The organism is Sodalis sp. RH20 (genome assembly GCF_047324205.1).
Lineage (GTDB): Bacteria > Pseudomonadota > Gammaproteobacteria > Enterobacterales > Enterobacteriaceae > Acerihabitans.
In genome coordinates this window covers 399880-416717 of record NZ_CP178733.1, presented here as the reverse complement: position 1 = coordinate 416717, position 16838 = coordinate 399880, and the positions used below count along the sequence as shown (strand labels likewise).

At 60.8% G+C, this 16838-nt stretch carries 16 protein-coding genes; 11 read left to right on the top strand and 5 right to left on the bottom strand.

From position 1 onward, the window contains the following. Window positions 1–36: 36 nt before the first annotated feature. The gene (locus ACL2XM_RS01970) at window positions 37–462 is read right to left on the bottom strand and encodes a GNAT family acetyltransferase (RefSeq protein WP_410014104.1); all 426 of its coding nucleotides are present in this window, start codon (window positions 460–462) and stop codon (window positions 37–39) included. A gap of 243 nt (window positions 463–705) precedes the next feature. On the opposite strand from ACL2XM_RS01970, the gene amiA reads away from it, so the two are divergent. The 5 genes from amiA (at window position 706) to tkt (ending at window position 6236) form a co-directional block, all read left to right on the top strand. Beyond that, entirely contained in the window at window positions 706–1581 is an 876-nt protein-coding gene (amiA, locus tag ACL2XM_RS01965; protein ID WP_410014103.1) for an N-acetylmuramoyl-L-alanine amidase AmiA, read from the top strand. Window positions 1582–1684: 103 nt separating this feature from the next. Then, a complete protein-coding gene (gene hemF / locus ACL2XM_RS01960; RefSeq protein ID WP_413727903.1) occupies window positions 1685–2605 on the top strand; it encodes an oxygen-dependent coproporphyrinogen oxidase in 921 nt (306 codons plus the stop codon). After that, window positions 2605–3054 (top strand): YaiI/YqxD family protein, encoded by a 450-nt coding sequence (locus tag ACL2XM_RS01955; RefSeq protein ID WP_410014101.1) that lies wholly within the window; start codon window positions 2605–2607, stop codon window positions 3052–3054. Before hemF ends, ACL2XM_RS01955 begins: the two co-directional genes overlap by 1 nt. Window positions 3055–3275: 221 nt before the next feature. After that, the gene (tal, locus tag ACL2XM_RS01950) at window positions 3276–4226 is read left to right on the top strand and encodes a transaldolase (protein ID WP_410014100.1); all 951 of its coding nucleotides are present in this window, start codon (window positions 3276–3278) and stop codon (window positions 4224–4226) included. Between the two features lie 15 nt (window positions 4227–4241). Beyond that, window positions 4242–6236: a transketolase gene (gene tkt, locus ACL2XM_RS01945; RefSeq protein ID WP_413732205.1), complete on the top strand. Its 1995-nt coding sequence runs from the start codon at window positions 4242–4244 to the stop codon at window positions 6234–6236. Between the two features lie 171 nt (window positions 6237–6407). Here the strand turns inward: tkt and ACL2XM_RS01940 are convergent, their stop codons facing one another. Together ACL2XM_RS01940 and nudK are read right to left on the bottom strand one after the other, a co-directional pair. Beyond that, window positions 6408–7115 carry a phage antirepressor KilAC domain-containing protein gene (locus ACL2XM_RS01940; RefSeq protein ID WP_410014098.1) on the bottom strand — a complete coding sequence of 236 codons (708 nt, stop codon included), beginning with the start codon at window positions 7113–7115 and terminating at the stop codon, window positions 6408–6410. A 218-nt stretch (window positions 7116–7333) separates the two neighbouring features. Then, window positions 7334–7912, bottom strand: coding sequence for a GDP-mannose pyrophosphatase NudK (nudK, locus tag ACL2XM_RS01935; RefSeq protein ID WP_413723390.1), 579 nt, complete (start codon window positions 7910–7912; stop codon window positions 7334–7336). Between the two features lie 307 nt (window positions 7913–8219). Between nudK and acrD the strand changes: the two genes are divergently transcribed. Further along, window positions 8220–11396, top strand: a complete 3177-nt coding sequence (acrD, locus tag ACL2XM_RS01930; RefSeq protein ID WP_410014096.1) for a multidrug efflux RND transporter permease AcrD — start codon at window positions 8220–8222, stop codon at window positions 11394–11396. Between the two features lie 117 nt (window positions 11397–11513). On the opposite strand, the gene ypfM is transcribed toward acrD, so the two are convergent. Beyond that, on the bottom strand, window positions 11514–11573 hold the full coding sequence (gene ypfM / locus ACL2XM_RS01925) for a protein YpfM (RefSeq protein ID WP_410016756.1): 60 nt from the start codon (window positions 11571–11573) through the stop codon (window positions 11514–11516). Between the two features lie 363 nt (window positions 11574–11936). On the opposite strand from ypfM, the gene ACL2XM_RS01920 reads away from it, so the two are divergent. The 5 genes from ACL2XM_RS01920 to ACL2XM_RS01900 all read left to right on the top strand — a co-directional run bounded on the left by ACL2XM_RS01920 (window position 11937) and on the right by ACL2XM_RS01900 (window position 14706). Further along, a complete protein-coding gene (locus tag ACL2XM_RS01920; RefSeq protein WP_410014095.1) occupies window positions 11937–12113 on the top strand; it encodes a hypothetical protein in 177 nt (58 codons plus the stop codon). Between the two features lie 219 nt (window positions 12114–12332). Beyond that, window positions 12333–12713: an ArsC family reductase gene (locus tag ACL2XM_RS01915; protein ID WP_410014094.1), complete on the top strand. Its 381-nt coding sequence runs from the start codon at window positions 12333–12335 to the stop codon at window positions 12711–12713. Window position 12714: 1 nt separating this feature from the next. Then, window positions 12715–13842, top strand: coding sequence for a succinyl-diaminopimelate desuccinylase (gene dapE, locus ACL2XM_RS01910; protein ID WP_413723393.1), 1128 nt, complete (start codon window positions 12715–12717; stop codon window positions 13840–13842). Beyond that, on the top strand, window positions 13839–14513 hold the full coding sequence (locus tag ACL2XM_RS01905; protein WP_413727898.1) for a M15 family metallopeptidase: 675 nt from the start codon (window positions 13839–13841) through the stop codon (window positions 14511–14513). The genes dapE and ACL2XM_RS01905 overlap by 4 nt, the downstream gene beginning before the upstream one ends. 4 nt (window positions 14514–14517) lie before the next feature. Next, the gene (locus tag ACL2XM_RS01900; protein WP_331117783.1) at window positions 14518–14706 is read left to right on the top strand and encodes a YpfN family protein; all 189 of its coding nucleotides are present in this window, start codon (window positions 14518–14520) and stop codon (window positions 14704–14706) included. Window positions 14707–14761: 55 nt separating this feature from the next. Here ACL2XM_RS01900 and ACL2XM_RS01895 read toward each other — a convergent pair whose 3' ends face one another. Beyond that, window positions 14762–16816: a tRNA(Met) cytidine acetyltransferase TmcA gene (locus ACL2XM_RS01895; RefSeq protein WP_413732204.1), complete on the bottom strand. Its 2055-nt coding sequence runs from the start codon at window positions 16814–16816 to the stop codon at window positions 14762–14764. Between the last annotated feature and the right edge of the window lie 22 nt (window positions 16817–16838).

Genomic DNA, 16838 nt, shown 5'->3' with positions numbered 1-16838 from the left:
GGGGCCGGCACGACCACCGGCCCTTCCCCCGCCGCGCTAGTACTCCTGATCTTCGATCAGCCGCTTGCCCAGGGTCACGCTCTCGATAAGTTCGTATTCCAGCTTTTCATACATGCCGATCACCGCCTCGTTGTCTTCGCGCACCATCAGATGGATCTTCGGACAACCGCGCGCGATAAGCTTTTTCTCCAGACGGCTTATCAGCGCGTTGGCAATGCCCCGGCCGCGGTAATCGGGGTGTACGCCAAGATAATAGGCCGAGCCGCGATGGCCGTCGTACCCGCCCATAATCGAGCCGACCACTTCCCCCGCCACCTCGGCCACCATAAACAGGTCGGCGCCGCACTGCATTTTGCGCTCGATATCCATTTCCGGATCGTTCCAGGGACGCAGCAAATCGCAACGTTCCCAAAGCGTAATCACTTCCTCGAAATCGTCTTGACGAAATACACGGATTTCCATAGCTGACCGCCGTAATCTCAAGCAAATAAACCTAATAGCCTGATTATCGCGTTATTTACCCTGAAGGCAAATAACATTGTCGCCGGGAGCGCTATTTCTTGCTTATTAACCTGATAACGGTTTTTCCCGCGCGCCGGCAGGTAATAGATGGACATAGTTCCGCCATCGATCGCGGGAGATTCTTATGTTATACCCTAACATTTGCCGCCAACCCTCAGCATCCGGTCTGTTTTAGCTATGGTCATGAAAAAAGTCATACCCTCCGCCCCCCTGAATATTCTGCAATCCCGCCGCCAAATGCTGCTGTCGTGCCTGGCGCTGGCCTCGTTGACCGCCCGGCCGGGCTTTGCCGCCGGCGCGCTGCTGCCCGCAAGCCCGGGCGCGCCCAGGCCCGCCGGCGGTCCGCACTGCGTGATGATTGATCCCGGCCATGGCGGCATCGATCCCGGCGCCATTGGCCACCAGGGCGCCAAGGAGAAGCATGTGGTGCTGGCGATTGCCAACAAGGTGCGCGACAACCTGGCGCGGCACGGCCATATCCAGACCCGGCTGACCCGCGAGCAGGACGAATTTATTCCCTTGTTCCGGCGGGTCGAGCTGGCCCATGAGCACCGGGCGGATCTGTTTGTTTCCATCCACGCCGACGGGTTTACCAGCCCGGACGCCGCCGGCGCGTCGGTATTCGCCCTGTCTAATCGCGGCGCCAGCAGCGCCATGGCCGGATATCTGTCGCAAAAGGAAAACGCCGCCGATGACGTGGCGGGAGGCAAATACCGGCAGCAGGATAATTATCTGCAGCAGGTGTTGTTTGATCTGGTGCAGACCGATACCATTAAAAACAGCCTGACGCTGGGCCGCCACCTGCTTAACCATATCCGGCCGGTGCATCAACTGCACAGCCAGCATACCGAGCAGGCGGCGTTCGCGGTGCTGAAATCCGCCTCGATCCCGTCGGTACTGGTGGAAACCTCCTTTATCACCAACCATCGGGAGGAGCAGTTGCTGGAAACCGCGGCGTTTCAGGATCGTATCGCCTCGGCCATCAGCAGCGGCATCGTGGACTTTTTCGCCTATTTCGACGCCCATGAGCGGCATGCGGGCGGCGCCACCCGCCCTTAAGGGGCGTTGCGGCGGTTGGTCACGGCAGCCGGCGAGGTTATACTGCATGGCCTATATCTCCGCGCGGCCTTAACCCCGCGCGCAATCAACCAGGGCTTGCGACATGACTTCACCTGATATTGGACATATCAAAGGCTTCCTGCTGGATCTGCAGGACAGAATCTGCCATGCCCTAGCCGCGGAAGACGGCGGCGCCTTCAGGGAAGACCTGTGGACGCGCGACGAGGGCGGCGGCGGGCGCACCCGGGTCCTGCGCCAGGGCCGGGTATTTGAACAGGCGGGAGTCAATTTTTCCCACGTGGAGGGCGCGCGCCTGCCCGCCTCCGCGAGCGCGCACCGGCCCGAACTGGCCGGGCGGAGCTTTCAGGCACTGGGCGTGTCGCTGGTGGTCCATCCGCACAACCCCTACGTTCCCACAAGCCATGCCAACGTGCGTTTTTTTATCGCCGAAAAACCCGGCGCCGATCCGGTGTGGTGGTTTGGCGGCGGCTTCGATCTCACGCCGTTTTATGGTTTCCAGGAAGATGCGGTGCACTGGCACCAGACCGCCCATGACCTCTGCCGTCCGTTTGGCGACGATGTGTATTCCCGCTACAAAAGCTGGTGTGACGACTACTTCTTCCTGAAACACCGCAACGAGGCGCGCGGCATCGGCGGGCTGTTTTTCGACGATCTCAACACGCCGGATTTCGAGCGGGCCTATGCCTTTACCCGTGCGGTGGGCGAAGGCTACCTGGACGCCTACCTGCCGATAGTCCGCCGGCGCAAGGTTTTGCCGTGGGGAGAGCGGGAACGCCAGTTTCAGCTCTATCGCCGCGGGCGCTACGTCGAGTTCAACCTGGTCTGGGATCGCGGTACGCAGTTCGGGCTGCATTCGGGCGGGCGCACGGAATCCATTCTGATGTCGCTGCCGCCGCAGGTGCGGTGGGAATATGATTATCAACCGCAGCCGGACAGCCCGGAGGCGGCGCTGTACCGCGACTTCCTGCCGGTGCGCGACTGGCTGTCCCAAGGAGAACGTTAATGGCGATATGGGTTGACGCCGATGCCTGCCCCAAGGTCATCAAGGAGATTTTATTCCGCGCCGCGCAACGTTTGTCGGTCATGGTGACGCTGGTAGCCAACCAGACCCTGGCGGTGCCGCCCTCGCCCTTTATCCGCACCCTGCGCGTCGGCGCCGGCTTTGACGTGGCGGATAATGAAATCGTCCGCCGCGTCGGCCCGGGCGATCTGGTGATCACCGCCGATATTCCCCTGGCGGCGGAAGTGCTGGAAAAAGGCGCGGTGGCGCTCAACCCGCGCGGCGAGATGTACCGACCCGAGACGATTCGCGAACGGCTGACCATGCGGGATTTTATGGATACCCTGCGCTCCAGCGGCATCCAGACCGGCGGGCCGCCGCCGCTCAGCCAGCGCGAACGCCAGGAATTCGCCCGCGAGCTGGATAAGTGGCTGCAGCAGGCCAAAGGCTGACGACGCCACGGTTTCACCCGGCACACGGCGGCGCCGGCGGCGGACGGGCCGCCGCTTTTTATTCGGCGCCCGGGCCCCGCTTGCCGCGGGGCCGCCATCGTTTTTGTCCATTATAATAATCAGAAAAAGCGCATTTCATTCTGCGTCTTGTTGAGGCAGTGTTATCCTTAGGTTAACTGTAACTTAGATCAGATGTATTATTTTCTTCATGGAGTTGAGAAATGAATCAGTTAGAAGCGCTAAAGCAATTCACTACCGTCGTGGCCGACAGCGGCGACATCGAATCGATTCGTCATTATACCCCGCAGGATGCCACCACTAATCCATCGCTGATCCTCAAGGCCGCCAGCCTGACCGCCTACCAGCCGCTGTTTGAAGACGCGCTGGCCTATGCCCGCAAGCAGGGCGGCACCCGGGAAACGCAGATCATCAATGCCAGCGATAAGCTGGCGGTGAATATTGGCGTCGAAATACTGAAAAGCGTCCCGGGCCGCGTCTCCACCGAAGTGGATGCCCGCCTGTCATTCGATCGCGGTATGTGCGTGGCCAAGGCGCGCAAACTGGTCGGCCTTTACCAGGATCAGGGCATTGATAAATCCCGTATCCTGATCAAGCTGGCCTCCACCTGGGAAGGCATCAAGGCGGCGGAGGAATTGGAACGGGAAGGCATCAACTGTAACCTGACCCTGCTGTTTTCGTTCGCCCAGGCCCGTGCCTGCGCCGAAGCCGGCGTATACCTGATTTCGCCGTTCGTCGGGCGCATCTATGACTGGTATAACCAGCGTAAACCGATGGAACCGTACGATGTGGAACAGGATCCGGGCGTTAAGTCGGTGCGCGCTATCTATGATTATTATAAAGAACATCGCTACCAGACGGTGATCATGGGCGCCAGCTTCCGCAAGACGGAACAGATCCTGGCGTTAGCCGGCTGCGATCGCCTGACCATTTCCCCGGCCTTGCTGGAAGAGTTGCATAACAGCGAAGAACCGGTAGAGCGCAAGCTCTCTCCTTCCACTGAAGGTTTTCACCAGCCCGCCCCGTTGTCCGAACCCGAATTCCGTTGGGAACACAACCAGGATCCGATGGCCGTTGATAAACTGGCTGAAGGCATTCGTCAGTTTGCGGTGGACCAACAGAGCCTGGAAGACCTCCTGGCGGCCAAACTGTAATCTTTGGAGCATTCAATGACCTCTCGTAAAGTGCTTGCCAATGCCATCCGCGCCTTAAGCATGGATGCGGTTCAAAAAGCCAACTCCGGCCATCCCGGCGCCCCGATGGGCATGGCGGATATCGCCGAAGTGTTGTGGCGCGATTATCTGAACCATAATCCGTCCAATCCGAAATGGATGGATCGCGACCGGTTTATCCTTTCCAACGGCCACGGCTCGATGCTGCTCTACAGCCTGCTGCACCTGACCGGCTACAACCTTCCCATCGAAGAGTTGAAAAACTTCCGTCAACTGCATTCCAAAACACCGGGCCACCCTGAATACGGTTATACCGACGGCGTGGAAACCACCACCGGCCCATTGGGCCAGGGCCTCGCCAACGCGGTGGGCATCGCCATCGCCGAACGCACCCTGGCGGCGCAGTTTAACCGTCCGGGCCATGAGATCGTCGATCATCATACCTATGTCTTTTTAGGCGACGGCTGCATGATGGAAGGCATTTCCCACGAGGTCTCCTCCCTGGCCGGCACCATGAAGCTCGGCAAGCTGGTGGCGTTCTACGACGATAACGGCATATCCATCGACGGGCATGTGGAGGGCTGGTTTAACGACGATACCGCCAAGCGGTTTGAAGCCTACGGCTGGCACGTGGTGCGCGGTGTTGACGGTCACGACAGCGTTGCGGTGAAAGCGGCGATTGAAGAAGCGCGCGCGGTGACCGATAAGCCGTCGCTGCTGATGTGCAAGACGGTAATCGCCTTCGGCTCGCCGAATAAAGCCGGCACTCATGGGGCGCACGGCGCGCCGCTGGGCGCCGACGAAGTCGCCGCCACGCGTAAGGCCATCGGCTGGAACGAGCCGCCGTTTGTCATCCCGCAAGAGGTGTATGACGGGTGGGACGCCAAACAGGCCGGCGCGGCCAAAGAGTCCGCCTGGAACGAAAAATTCGCCGCCTATGAAAAAGCCTTCCCGGAGCTGGCGGCGGAATTCAAGCGCCGTACCCAGGGCCATTTGCCCGCCGACTGGCAGGCGCAGAGCAAGGCGTATATCGAAAAACTGCAGGCCAACCCGGCCAGTATCGCCAGCCGTAAAGCCTCGCAAAACGCCCTGGAGGCTTTTGGCCCGCTGCTGCCGGAACTGTTGGGCGGCTCCGCCGACCTGGCGCCGAGCAACCTGACCCTTTGGTCGAAATCGGTGTCCATCGCCGATGACGCCGCGGGCAACTATATTCATTACGGCGTGCGCGAGTTCGGCATGACCGCTATCGGCAACGGTATCGCGCATCACGGCGGCTTTGTGCCTTATACCGCCACTTTCCTGATGTTCGTGGAATATGCCCGCAACGCGGTGCGTATGGCGGCGCTGATGAAGGCGCGGCAGATCATGGTGTATACCCATGATTCCATCGGCTTGGGCGAGGACGGCCCGACTCATCAGCCGGTGGAGCAGTTGGCGAGCCTGCGGCTGACGCCGAACATGAGCAACTGGCGGCCGTGCGACCAGGTGGAAACCGCCGTGGCCTGGCAGCAGGCGCTTGAGCGTCATGACGGACCTACCGCGCTTATCCTCTCGCGCCAGAACCTGGCGCAGCAGGATCGCAGCGCGCAGCAATTGGCCGATATCGCCCGCGGCGGCTATGTCCTGAAAGACAGCGAGGGTACGCCTGAGCTTATTATTATCGCCACCGGCTCGGAAGTGTCGCTGGCGGTGGCGGCGTGGGAGAAACTGAGCGGCGAGGGCCGTAAGGTGCGGGTGGTGTCGCTGCCGTCCACCGACGTGTTTGATAAGCAGGATGAGGCGTACCGTGAAGCGGTGCTGCCCCATGGGGTGCAGGCGCGCCTGGCGATTGAAGCCGGCATTGCCGATTATTGGTATAAATATGTCGGCCTGAACGGCGCCATTGTCGGCATGACCACCTTTGGTGAATCGGCTCCGGCCGAGGAACTGTTTAAGGTGTTCGGTTTTACGGTCGAGAATGTGCTGGAAAAAGCGCGCGGCTTGTTAAAGTAGTCTTGGGCGCTCGGTCGGGCGGCAACACCACGCCCGAGTCGACCCCATCGTCACGCTCTGCCTTGAACAGGTTTACCTGCGGATTTCATTCTCCGTGACTACCCTGCTTCTGAAACCAGCAGGCATTTGCCGGCTGTTTTTTTTTATGCCGGGAAGCGGCGGAAACGGTACTCAGGCCGCGGCGCCTTTTTGTTCCTGGGCGATATGCGCCGCCCATAAGCCGGCGGCCCATTTTACGCCTTTGGCCGTGAAGCGGGTCTGGGAAAAGGCGTGGCGGTTTTCCCCGGTGCCACGGTATAGTTCAAAGCGCCCCGCCTCCAGGTGCTGCTGGTGCGGCGTGAGCACGCCGGACAGGCGGTACATGATTTGGCGTTCCAGCAGGAACTGGCGGAAATCCGCTTCTTTGGCTTTCAGTAATTTGCAGACCTGGCGAAACCCCAGGGCGCCGTCGACCACCACGTAGCGATCGAAAAAATCCGCTTTGGGCGCGATAGCGGCAAGGCGGTTTTCCAGCGCCTGGCGGCGTTCATATTCCTGGGCCCAGGCGCGCGCCGCCACCGCCGGGTTGGTAAAGTCCGGCAGGTCGTGCTGCATTTCCCGTTCATGCCAGCGATCGAGCACCGCCGGGGTGTAGCCCGGCGACAGCCGCGCAATGACCGTAAGCGAGTCGCGCTTGTTCAGCTGATATTCCTGGGAGGTTCCGTCCGGGCGTTGATAATCCGTCGCGCGCACAGGCTGGCTTAGGCGCCGGGAGGCGTCCAGGCTGTTGATCAGGCGTTTCACTTCACCGTGGGAGATGCCGGTCAGACCGGCCAGTTCACGGCTGCTCATCGAGACCGTTTGATGAAGGGTTTCAAAACCCGCTGCGGATATCATCATAGCTTTCCCCACGTCTTTATCAGTACGGCAAACAGGCAGTGCGGGCATATCGCCGAACAGAGCCCATTATGGTTCACCACCGGACCGGAGCCTTTGCCGGGAGACAGGCTCCCTGTCGGTAGTGTAATAAATATACAGCATAGATGTGTATTTATCCAGTACTTTATTAACGCGAGTCGTTACAGCCGCAGATTACCCAGCCGTCCGCCGCCTGGGCGTTATGCCTTCAGCCAGCCCCGGATGTGCGCCTGCTGCAACAGCATAATGGTCTTGCCGTCCTGGATGCGGCCGTCCTGCACCATCGCCATGGCCTCAGGGTACGGCAGCTCCAGCACTTCGATATCCTCATCATCAATACCGCCGCCGCTGTTGTCGCGCTGCGCATCGTCATATTCGGCGGCAAAAAAATGCAGGATTTCCGTAACGCCGCCCGGCGACATATAGGCCGAAAAGAGTTTCTCCACCGTTCCCACCGCATAGCCGGTTTCCTCAATGGCTTCGCGCCGGATGCACTCCTCCGGCGAGTCATCGTCCAGCAGGCCGGCGCAGGCTTCCAGCAGCATGCCGGTGGCGTTGCCGTTAACGTAGGTAGGCATACGGAACTGGCGTATCAGCACCACGCTGTTTTTGGCGCGGTTATACAGCAGGATGACGGCGCCGTTGCCGCGGTCGTAGACTTCGCGCATCTGGCGTACCGGCGTGCCGTCTTTTCTTTGCAGTTCGAAAACAAATCTCCGCAATACAAACCAATGGTCCGATAACAACTTATTTTCGATAATTTTGATCATAAACGCCATGACGCCCTCTATAATCCGACTAAAGACCTGGAACTGTGATCTTGATCATAACGCAAACCGGCGCCGGAGCGAGAGCGATTCCGGGCAAACCGCGTTAAAGGATAAGGTGGGAACAGGCTTGGCGCCGCGCGCGACCGGCGTGGAAAACGGCGGCGTCCGCCTCGGATACAACGACACTAGTACTTCTTTACACGATCTCCTTTTTTTCTCCACGTTTTCTTCGGTCCCGGCGCGTAAAGTACCATGGCGGCGAGCAACGTCACTTTCGCCGTACGATAACAGGACACTCGCCCCGGGGTTTTATTGAATGGCTAATTTTTTTATCGATCGCCCGATTTTCGCCTGGGTACTGGCAATTATCGTTGCCTTGACCGGCACCATGGCTATATTTACGCTGCCCATTGAGCAATATCCCAAATTAACGCCGCCCACGGTGCGTATTACCTCCAAGTATCCCGGCGCTTCCGCCAAAACGGTGGAGAATGCCGTTACCCAGATTATCGAACAAAACATGACCGGCCTGGATAATTTGCTGTATATGGCCTCGCAAAGCAGCAATACCGGCCAGGCCACCACCACCCTGACTTTCGAGGCGGGGACCGACCCCAACGAAGCGATGCAGGAAGTGCAGAACCAGCTGCAGGTGGCGATGAAACGATTGCCGCAGGCGGTGCAGACCCAGGGCGTGACCGTCACCAAGACCGGCGACAGCAACCTGATGATGGTGGCCTTTGTGTCCACCGACGGGTCGATGGATAAATCCGATATCGCGGATTATATGGTGAGCAACCTGCAAGAACCGCTCAGCCGGGTCAGCGGGGTCGGCAGCATCGATGCCTACGGGTCGCAATACTCGATGCGCATCTGGCTTAATCCTGATGCCCTGGTCAATTACCAGTTAACCACCGCCGACGTGGTCACGGCCATCGAGGCGCAAAACAGCCAGGTGGCGGTCGGCCAGCTGGGCGGCACGCCGGCGGTGAACGGGCAGGCGCTTAACGCCACCATTAACGCCCAGTCGCAGTTGCAGACGCCGGAGCAGTTTCGCGCCATTACCCTGCGGGTCAACAGCGACGGCTCGGCGGTGACGCTCGGCCAGGTGGCGACCATCGAGCTGGGTTCGGAAAGCTACGATTACCTGACCCGCTATAACGGCATGGCCGCGGCGGGCATGGGTATCAAGCTGGCCTCCGGGGCCAATGAGCTCGATACCAACCGGCTGGTAAAACAAAAGCTGGCGGAGCTGGCGCCCTTTTTCCCCCATGGCCTGAAGGCCGAAATCGCCTATGAAACAGCGCCGTTTGTCACCGCCTCCATCGAGGACGTGGTGAAAACCCTGCTGGAAGCCATTGTGCTGGTGTTCCTGGTCATGTACCTGTTCCTGCAGAATTTCCGCGCCACCCTGATCCCGACCATCGCCGTGCCGGTGGTGCTGCTCGGCACCTTTGCGGTGCTCTCTGCCAGCGGGTTCAGCATCAATACCCTGACCATGTTCGCCATGGTGCTGGCGATAGGGCTGCTGGTGGACGACGCCATCGTGGTGGTGGAAAACGTCGAGCGGGTGATGAGCACCGAGGGCCTGTCGCCGCGCGACGCCACGCGCAAATCCATGAGCCAGATCCAGGGCGCGCTGGTGGGCATCGCCCTGGTGCTGTCGGCGGTGTTTGTGCCGATGGCCTTTTTTGGCGGCACCACCGGCGCCATCTATCGTCAGTTTTCGGTCACCATCGTCGCCGCGATGGTGCTGTCGGTGCTGGTGGCCATGATATTGACCCCGGCGCTGTGCGCCACCCTGCTTAAACCGCTGCCGGCAAATCATCAGCACGCGCGGCGCGGTTTTTTCGGCTGGTTTAACCGCGTATTTGACCGGGGGGCGGAACGTTACCAGCAGGGGGTCACGCGCATTTTGCAACGCACGGCGCGCTGGCTGCTGCTGTACGGCCTGCTGCTGGCCGGCATGGCGTTTCTGTTTTTGCACCTGCCCACGTCGTTCTTGCCCGAGGAGGACCGGGGGGTGTTTATGGGACAGGTGACGCTTCCCACCAATGCGACCCAGGAACAAACGCTGAAGGTGGTCGCCAAGGTGGAAAACTACTTTCTGACCCATGAAAAAGATAATGTGCTGTCGGTATTCTCCACCATCGGCGCCGGTCCCGGCGGCAACGGGCAAAATGTCGCCAGGATGTTTATCCGCCTGAAGAACTGGGATGACCGCGCGAGCGCCGATCGCACCGCATCAGCCATTATCGCGCGCGCCACCAGGGAGTTCAGCCATATTTCCGAGGCGCGGGTGCTGGCCAATAATCCGCCGGCCATCTCCGGCCTGGGCAACGCCGCCGGTTTCGATTTGATGCTGGAAGACAAGGCGGGCCAGGGCCATGACACATTGATGAAGGCGCGCGACCAGCTGCTGTCACAGGCGGCCGCTTCGCCTGAGCTGTCGCGCGTGCGGCATAACGGGCTGGACGACAGTCCGCAGTTGCAGATCGACATCGATCAGCGCAAGGCGCAGGCCCTGGGCGTGAGCGTTGACGATATTAACGATACGCTGCAGACCGCCTGGGGTTCCAACTACGTCAACGACTTTATCGATCGCGGCCGCGTCAAGCGGGTCTATGTGCAAGCGGCGGCCAAATACCGCATGCTGCCCGACGACGTGTATCGCTGGTATGTGCGTAACGGCAGCGGCACCATGGTGCCCTTCTCCGCGTTCGCCACCTCACATTGGGAATACGGCTCGCCGCGGCTGGAACGCTATAACGGCGTTCCGTCGGTGGAAATTGTCGGCGAAGCCGCGGCCGGCGTGAGCAACGGCACGGCGATGGACCTGATGGAGAAGCTGGTGGCGGGACTACCCAACGGCATGGGGCTGGAATGGACCGCGATGTCGTATCAGGAACGGCTCTCGGGTTCCCAGGCGCCGGCGCTGTACGCTATCTCGCTGCTGGTGGTATTCCTGAGCCTGGCGGCGCTGTATGAAAGCTGGTCGATACCTTTTTCGGTGATGCTGGTGGTGCCGCTGGGCGTGGTGGGCGCGCTGCTGGCAACCTGGATGCGCGGGCTGGAAAACGATGTGTATTTCCAGGTCGGCCTGCTGACGGTTATCGGCCTCTCGGCGAAAAACGCCATTCTGATCGTAGAGTTCGCCAATGAGCTGAACCAGCGCGGCCAGGGAGTGATCGAGGCCACACTGCACGCCTCGCGCATGCGGTTAAGGCCCATCCTGATGACCTCGCTGGCGTTTATCTTCGGGGTGCTGCCGATGGCCATCAGCCGGGGAGCGGGGTCCGCCAGCCAGCACGCGGTCGGTACCGGCGTTATCGGCGGCATGATCTCGGCCACGATACTGGCGATCTTTTTTATCCCGCTGTTTTTTGTGCTGATCCGCCAGCGCTTCCCGACCAAAGATCATCCGGACGCCAATATCCAGTTATTGCCGGATAACGCGGACGTAACGCCCGGCGACGGCCCAACCCGGCTTTAAACCGATAATCCGCTAAAACGACAAAGGCCACCTTGATGAGAGGTGGCCGTTTATTCGTACGATGATTTCCAAGCTGGTTAGCGTTAAAAAGGAACAACGCCTTTTTTCAGCTTGCCACTACTTGCGCAGCATTGCTTCGATGAAATCTTTCCAAGTGACTAACTCTGTATCAATCATACCCTGCCTCTCTTTTTTGTACGGCGATTATACAAAGTCTCTTTAGAAAATAAAAGAGGGCTACGGATGTATTAATTTTAATTGCCCGTAGAGATCACATAATATATTAGCCTCAGGGGGCTAATGCCCTGTTTTGATGCACGACTCTCCGGCCATGACCGGTTTTTTCCCCGCAATGGTTAATGTTTAGATCAAAAATGTGACAATTCAGCCGCAATGATTGCAATTTGCTAAAAATTGCAATTAATTGCTGATTTTAAACAATAAATCTTTAATCATCATCGCAATATCCGCATTTGAACAGGCAAAACCAGGCATTTGCCCTACGCTTTCTTCATAAGTTCTTTTTATGGTTTGGCGCCCATGAACCAGGTAATGATAAAAAAACATATTCACCCTGAATGCTTAAAAGCGGGTGTCGGGGAGTCGAACGCAACCCTTTATAAGCGCAGCAAGAAATCCTTTATTGCCTTCATTGTCTTGGCGCTGCTTTTTAATAAACAGCACTATGGCCCGGCAGAAAAAACGCAACCCCGGTAAAGCGATACATGGGCGTAAAATAATAAATCGATGCATAAGTTAAATTATTGGCACATTATGTTATCACTTGGGTTAATAATAGGGTTTTTAGCGCGGTAAAAAAGACAGTATTGCCCGTCGTCTATAACGATAAGCAATGATTGCCCCGCCGTCTGGATCCTCCGGCCATTTTCCCGCATTATTGGCGCAACAATGTTTTTTTACAGGTAACGCTTTGCCATGGCAGACCCGGATGTTGCATTTACGCTCTACGGTATCAAAAACTGCGATACGATAAAAAAGGCCCGCCGCTGGCTTGACGAGCGGCAGGTGGCTTACCGGTTCCACGACTATCGCGTCGATGGCGTCGACCGCGGATTAGTGCAGGGTTTCGCGGACGGCGTGGGCTGGCAGGCGCTGCTTAATACCCGCGGCACCACCTGGCGCAAGCTAAGCGACGCCGAGCGGCAGGCGGCCGAAGGGGCCGCGGGGGCGCTGGCGCTGATGGTCGGCCAGCCGGCCGTCATCAAGCGGCCGGTGCTGCAGTCCCCTGACGGCAGGCTTATGGTGGGTTTCGACGCCGAAGGCTACCAACTCTTCATCACCCACAAGGAGGCCTGACATGTCTTGTCCGGTACTGGAGCTGGCGCAGCAGTTAATCAAACGCCCGTCCCTCAGCCCCGACGACGCCGGCTGCCAGGCGCTGCTGATTGACCGCCTGCGGGCGGCCGGGTTTACCATCGAGCCGATGAACTTTGGCGCCACGCACAATTTTTGGGCCTGGCGCGGCGAGGGCAGAACCCTGGCGTTTGCCGGCCATACCGACGTGGTGCCGGCGGGCGATGCTCTCGGCTGGGATAATCCGCCGTTCGAGCCGGCCCTGCGCGACGGCATGCTTTTCGGCCGCGGCGCCGCCGATATGAAAGGTTCGCTGGCCGCCATGATCGTCGCCGCCGAGCGTTTCGTCGCCCAGCATCCACAGCATCGGGGACGGCTGGCATTCCTTATCACTTCGGATGAGGAGGCCACCGGCGCCGACGGTACGGTAAAAGTGGTGGAAGCGTTGATGGCGCGCGATGAGCGGCTGGATTATTGCCTGGTGGGTGAACCGTCGAGCCATCTGCGCGTCGGCGATATCGTGAAAAACGGCCGGCGCGGTTCGCTTACCGCCACGCTTACCGTGCTCGGCACCCAGGGGCATGTGGCTTACCCGCATCTGGCGGATAATCCGGTGCACCGCGCCATGGCGGCGCTCAATGAGCTGGTGACGATCGTCTGGGACGAAGGCAATGCGTTTTTCCCCCCCACCACCATGCAAATCGCTAATATCCACGCCGGTACCGGCAGCAATAATGTGATTCCGGGCGAATTGCTGGTGCAGTTCAATTTCCGCTTCAGCACCGAACTGACCGATACCCTGATCCGGTCCCGGGTGGAGGCCCTGCTGGAGCGTCACGGGCTGCGCTACCATATCGACTGGTGGTTATCGGGCCAGCCGTTTCTCACGCCGCCCGGAGAGCTGGTGGCGGCGGTCATCAACGCGGTCAGGCATTACCAGGACCTGACGCCGCGCCTGGAAACCACCGGCGGCACCTCGGATGGGCGTTTTATCGCCCGCATGGGCGCGCAGGTGGTGGAACTGGGGCCGGTGAACGCCACTATCCATAAAGTGAACGAATGCGTCAGCGCCGCCGACCTGCAATTGCTAAGCCGGATGTATCAGCGCATCATGGAGCAACTGATCCCATGATGACGCCGGACATGTTGACCGGCCAGACCGACCGGCACCTGGCGCCGCTGTGCGATCGCCATCGCCTGCAGCCCGAGGCGGTCACCGCCTTTCAAGACCTGCGGCAGGCTGCGCGCCAGGCGGGTTTCAATCTGCAGCCGGCCAGCAGTTTTCGTGATTTTGACCGCCAATTGGCTATCTGGAATGGCAAGTTTCGCGGCGAGCGGCCATTATTAGATAACCACAGCCGGCCGCTGGACAGTCAAAGCCTGACGGTGGCCGAGCGCTGCCACGCCATCCTGCGCTGGTCGGCGCTGCCGGGCGCCAGCCGCCATCACTGGGGCAGCGATCTGGATGTGTACGATCCGGACTTATTGCCCGCCGGCGCGACGCTGCAGCTGGAGCCGTGGGAGTATCTGCCGGGCGGCTATCTTGCCCCGCTGGCCGACTGGCTGGGCGAATGGATGGCCGGATACGGTTTTTACCGCCCCTACGCCCATGACCGCGGCGGCGTGGCCGCGGAACCCTGGCACCTGAGCTATCGTCCCCTGGCGCAGGAGGCGGAGCGGCTGCTTACGCCGCAATTACTGCTGGCATCATGGAAAGACCGCGATGTGGCGGGCGCATCCTGGCTGACGCCTCGATTGCCGGCCCTGTTTCGCCGTTATATTGGAAATGTGGATAAGGAGTAAGGATATGCATTGGCTGGCGGACTACTGGTGGATTATTTTAATTATCCTGGCGGGTATGCTGATAAGCGGCATTAAAGAGTTGCGCCGCGTAGATGTGAAACGCTACCTGAAAGACAAGCCCGAGTTGCCGCCGCACCGCGACAACAACGCAAAATGGGACGACGACGACGACTGGCCGAAAAAGAAACCCTAGCGGCCAGAAATAACGGCAGGTTCCGTCGCGTGAAGAGGCGACGGGTCTTGCTGCGTCACGCCCCTTGAAGGTGCCCGCCGGGTGCGCTCCAGTCACGCCAGCGGCGGCAAGTGTCGCTACTGATATCTTCCAGCGCCCGCGCGGTCTCCTCCCGCCAGCGTGTTATCACCGCCTTTTTACCGCTTAATCCCGTTTGCTCCACGATAGCGTTGACGTCAAGCCGTTGCTCCAGCCATAACCGCAGCGCCGCCAGCGGCAAGTCCGACCGGCGTAGCAACCGGCTAAGCGACATGCGGCAGGCCTCCGGCGTTCGCCGGGCAAACGCGAACCCGGCCAGGTTGCGCCAGTCGTCATCATCCAGCTCGTCGGCGGCCGGCCGTGCGCAACCGTGTCCGCCGCCGGCGCCGGCGGCATGGAAGGCGTCTGCGTGGATAACACCATCACGCGTTAACAGCGCCGCGCCCTGCGCCGCCAGCCGATGACCGGCGGAACTGAGCGGATAGAGCGCCATGGCGCTGTAGCACCCGCTGCTGGCCTCCCGATGGGTGCCGATGTGCACCAGATGAAATCCCACCGCCTGCCAGAACCGCCACAGCTCGGCGGTCAGCCCGAAGCTGACCGAGACAAAATCCAATGGCGCGGCCCCGGCCACCATGCACGCTACCAGCTGCCGTCCCCACCCCCGGCGGCGCCCGGCCGCGGTCACCGCAATGCGGCTGATGCGGCGCGATCGCAGGCAGGGCGCCGTCCACAGGCCGCCGTGCGCCGCCAGCGATTGGGCGACCAGGCTGCCCGCCGGGCGCCTTCTTCCCGCCCAGACCTCATGGGCCAGCGCCGGCGGCAAACCGCCCTCCGCCACCGACCAGAGCGCGCCGGTTAAGCGATCGCCCGACCGGGCGGCAATAAAATATTGCCCCGGCGCATCCATTAACCGGCGTAAATCCAGCGGGGTGGTACGGTAATGGGCGCTGGCCAACAACTGGTAGAACGCCTGTAATTCCCGGGGATGGGACAGCCAGTGTTCCCGGGAGGGCCGGGTCAGCGCCGGGGCGGCGTCGGGGGGCGCGGCGTCCCGCTCCGCCGGCTCGGCGAACAGCAGCGCCGCGCCCAGCCAGCGCTCCAGCGGGTCGTCTTTGGCCCAGCGCAGGGGGTGTTCCAGGGTAAGGTGATGCCATCTCGGCAGCGTCGCGCAGAACTTAAGCAGAAAACCCCGTCCGGTGCCTTCGTAGCCCTGCACGGTGGTGGTCAATAATACCCGGGGGAAATAACCCAGCAGTTCCCGTAGCAACGGCATGGGAATGGCGGCGGCTTCATCCACCAGCAGCCAGTCCGCCGCCGGATGATGGCGGCACTGCAGCAGCAGGGCGTCGGGCGCGAAAAAACGGACACGGTGTCCGGCATGCCGCTCCAGGACCTCGGCCGTGGCTTTGGCGGGCGCCGTCGCCCAGCAGCGTCCTTCGCTGCGCGCCGCCAGCATCCCGGCCAGGGTCGATTTGCCGCGTCCGCGCGGCGCGGTCAGGACAAAAATACCGGTTTCAGTCGCCTGCAGCCGGGACAATACTGCCCGCTGTTCATCGGTAGGCCCCGGTGCCGGCGGCCGCCAGCGGGGGAGCACCGGCTGCGGCGCAAAAATAGCGTCCTGCGGCTGGTGCTGGCGCAGCAGCGCCACGCCGGGGTCGGCCAACAGGCTTTGCCGGAAATGCGCCACAAAATGGGGGGTTGCCATGGGTACGGGACGTTCGCTCCAGCGCAGGGAATCGATATCGGGACGCGTTGGCCAGGATGTCCATTCGGGCACCAGCAGCACCAGCCAACTGCCGGCCCGCAGCGTGCCGGCCAGCGCCGCCAGCGCGTCGACCGCCAGGCCGTGGCGCGCGTCAAACACCGCGTGCCTGAATTCACGCCCCAATAGCATCCTGAATGCGGCGGGCGCGCAGCAAAGCGGCCAGTCCTCCGGCGGCGCGCCAATCCAGGGCCAGTCCCCGGGCAACCGGCCGCGCAGCATCTGCGCCTGCGCGAGGCTCCATTCGGCGTCGCCGCTTACCACCAGCAAACGGCGCACGCCGGCGCGCCGCATTCGGGCCGTCGCCGCGCGCCAGGGGTCCGTCACGCCGGGAGCCGCCCTGTCCATG

Coding starts and splice junctions, on each gene's coding strand:
- ACL2XM_RS01920 (WP_410014095.1), top strand. CDS start 11,937: ATGAACCAGGTAATGATAAAAAAACATATTCACCCTGAATGCTTAAAA.
- ACL2XM_RS01900 (WP_331117783.1), top strand. CDS start 14,518: ATGCATTGGCTGGCGGACTACTGGTGGATTATTTTAATTATCCTGGCG.
- ACL2XM_RS01915 (WP_410014094.1), top strand. CDS start 12,333: ATGGCAGACCCGGATGTTGCATTTACGCTCTACGGTATCAAAAACTGC.
- ACL2XM_RS01955 (WP_410014101.1), top strand. CDS start 2,605: ATGGCGATATGGGTTGACGCCGATGCCTGCCCCAAGGTCATCAAGGAG.
- nudK (WP_413723390.1), bottom strand. CDS start 7,912: ATGGCGTTTATGATCAAAATTATCGAAAATAAGTTGTTATCGGACCAT.
- acrD (WP_410014096.1), top strand. CDS start 8,220: ATGGCTAATTTTTTTATCGATCGCCCGATTTTCGCCTGGGTACTGGCA.
- tal (WP_410014100.1), top strand. CDS start 3,276: ATGAATCAGTTAGAAGCGCTAAAGCAATTCACTACCGTCGTGGCCGAC.
- tkt (WP_413732205.1), top strand. CDS start 4,242: ATGACCTCTCGTAAAGTGCTTGCCAATGCCATCCGCGCCTTAAGCATG.
- dapE (WP_413723393.1), top strand. CDS start 12,715: ATGTCTTGTCCGGTACTGGAGCTGGCGCAGCAGTTAATCAAACGCCCG.
- ACL2XM_RS01970 (WP_410014104.1), bottom strand. CDS start 462: ATGGAAATCCGTGTATTTCGTCAAGACGATTTCGAGGAAGTGATTACG.
- ACL2XM_RS01940 (WP_410014098.1), bottom strand. CDS start 7,115: ATGATGATATCCGCAGCGGGTTTTGAAACCCTTCATCAAACGGTCTCG.
- hemF (WP_413727903.1), top strand. CDS start 1,685: ATGACTTCACCTGATATTGGACATATCAAAGGCTTCCTGCTGGATCTG.
- ACL2XM_RS01905 (WP_413727898.1), top strand. CDS start 13,839: ATGATGACGCCGGACATGTTGACCGGCCAGACCGACCGGCACCTGGCG.
- amiA (WP_410014103.1), top strand. CDS start 706: ATGAAAAAAGTCATACCCTCCGCCCCCCTGAATATTCTGCAATCCCGC.